The sequence below is a fragment of the Burkholderia sp. IT-111MI5 genome, from assembly GCF_949752865.1.
Taxonomy (GTDB): domain Bacteria; phylum Pseudomonadota; class Gammaproteobacteria; order Burkholderiales; family Burkholderiaceae; genus Burkholderia; species Burkholderia pyrrocinia_C.
Genome location: NZ_CATKIF010000064.1, coordinates 1 through 261, shown reverse-complemented (window position 1 = coordinate 261; position 261 = coordinate 1). Strand labels below are relative to the sequence as shown.

Annotated in this window: 1 pseudogene; it reads left to right on the top strand. The window is 66.7% G+C overall.

The features are described from left to right. A pseudogene (locus ACM6JT_RS29380) lies at positions 1-261 on the top strand (acetyl-CoA C-acetyltransferase); the annotation flags it as partial.

Below are 261 nucleotides of genomic sequence, written 5' to 3'. Positions count from 1 at the left end.
GAACGCGATCGTCGCGGGCGACGCGGAGATCGTGATCGCGGGCGGCCAGGAGAACATGAGCGCGTCGCCGCACGTGCTGCCGGGCTCGCGCGACGGGTTCCGGATGGGCGACGCGAAGCTGGTCGACACGATGATCGTCGACGGGCTGTGGGACGTGTACAACCAGTACCACATGGGCATCACGGCGGAGAACGTCGCGAAGGAATACGGCATTACGCGCGAAGAGCAGGACGCGTTCGCGGCGCTGTCGCAGAACAAGGC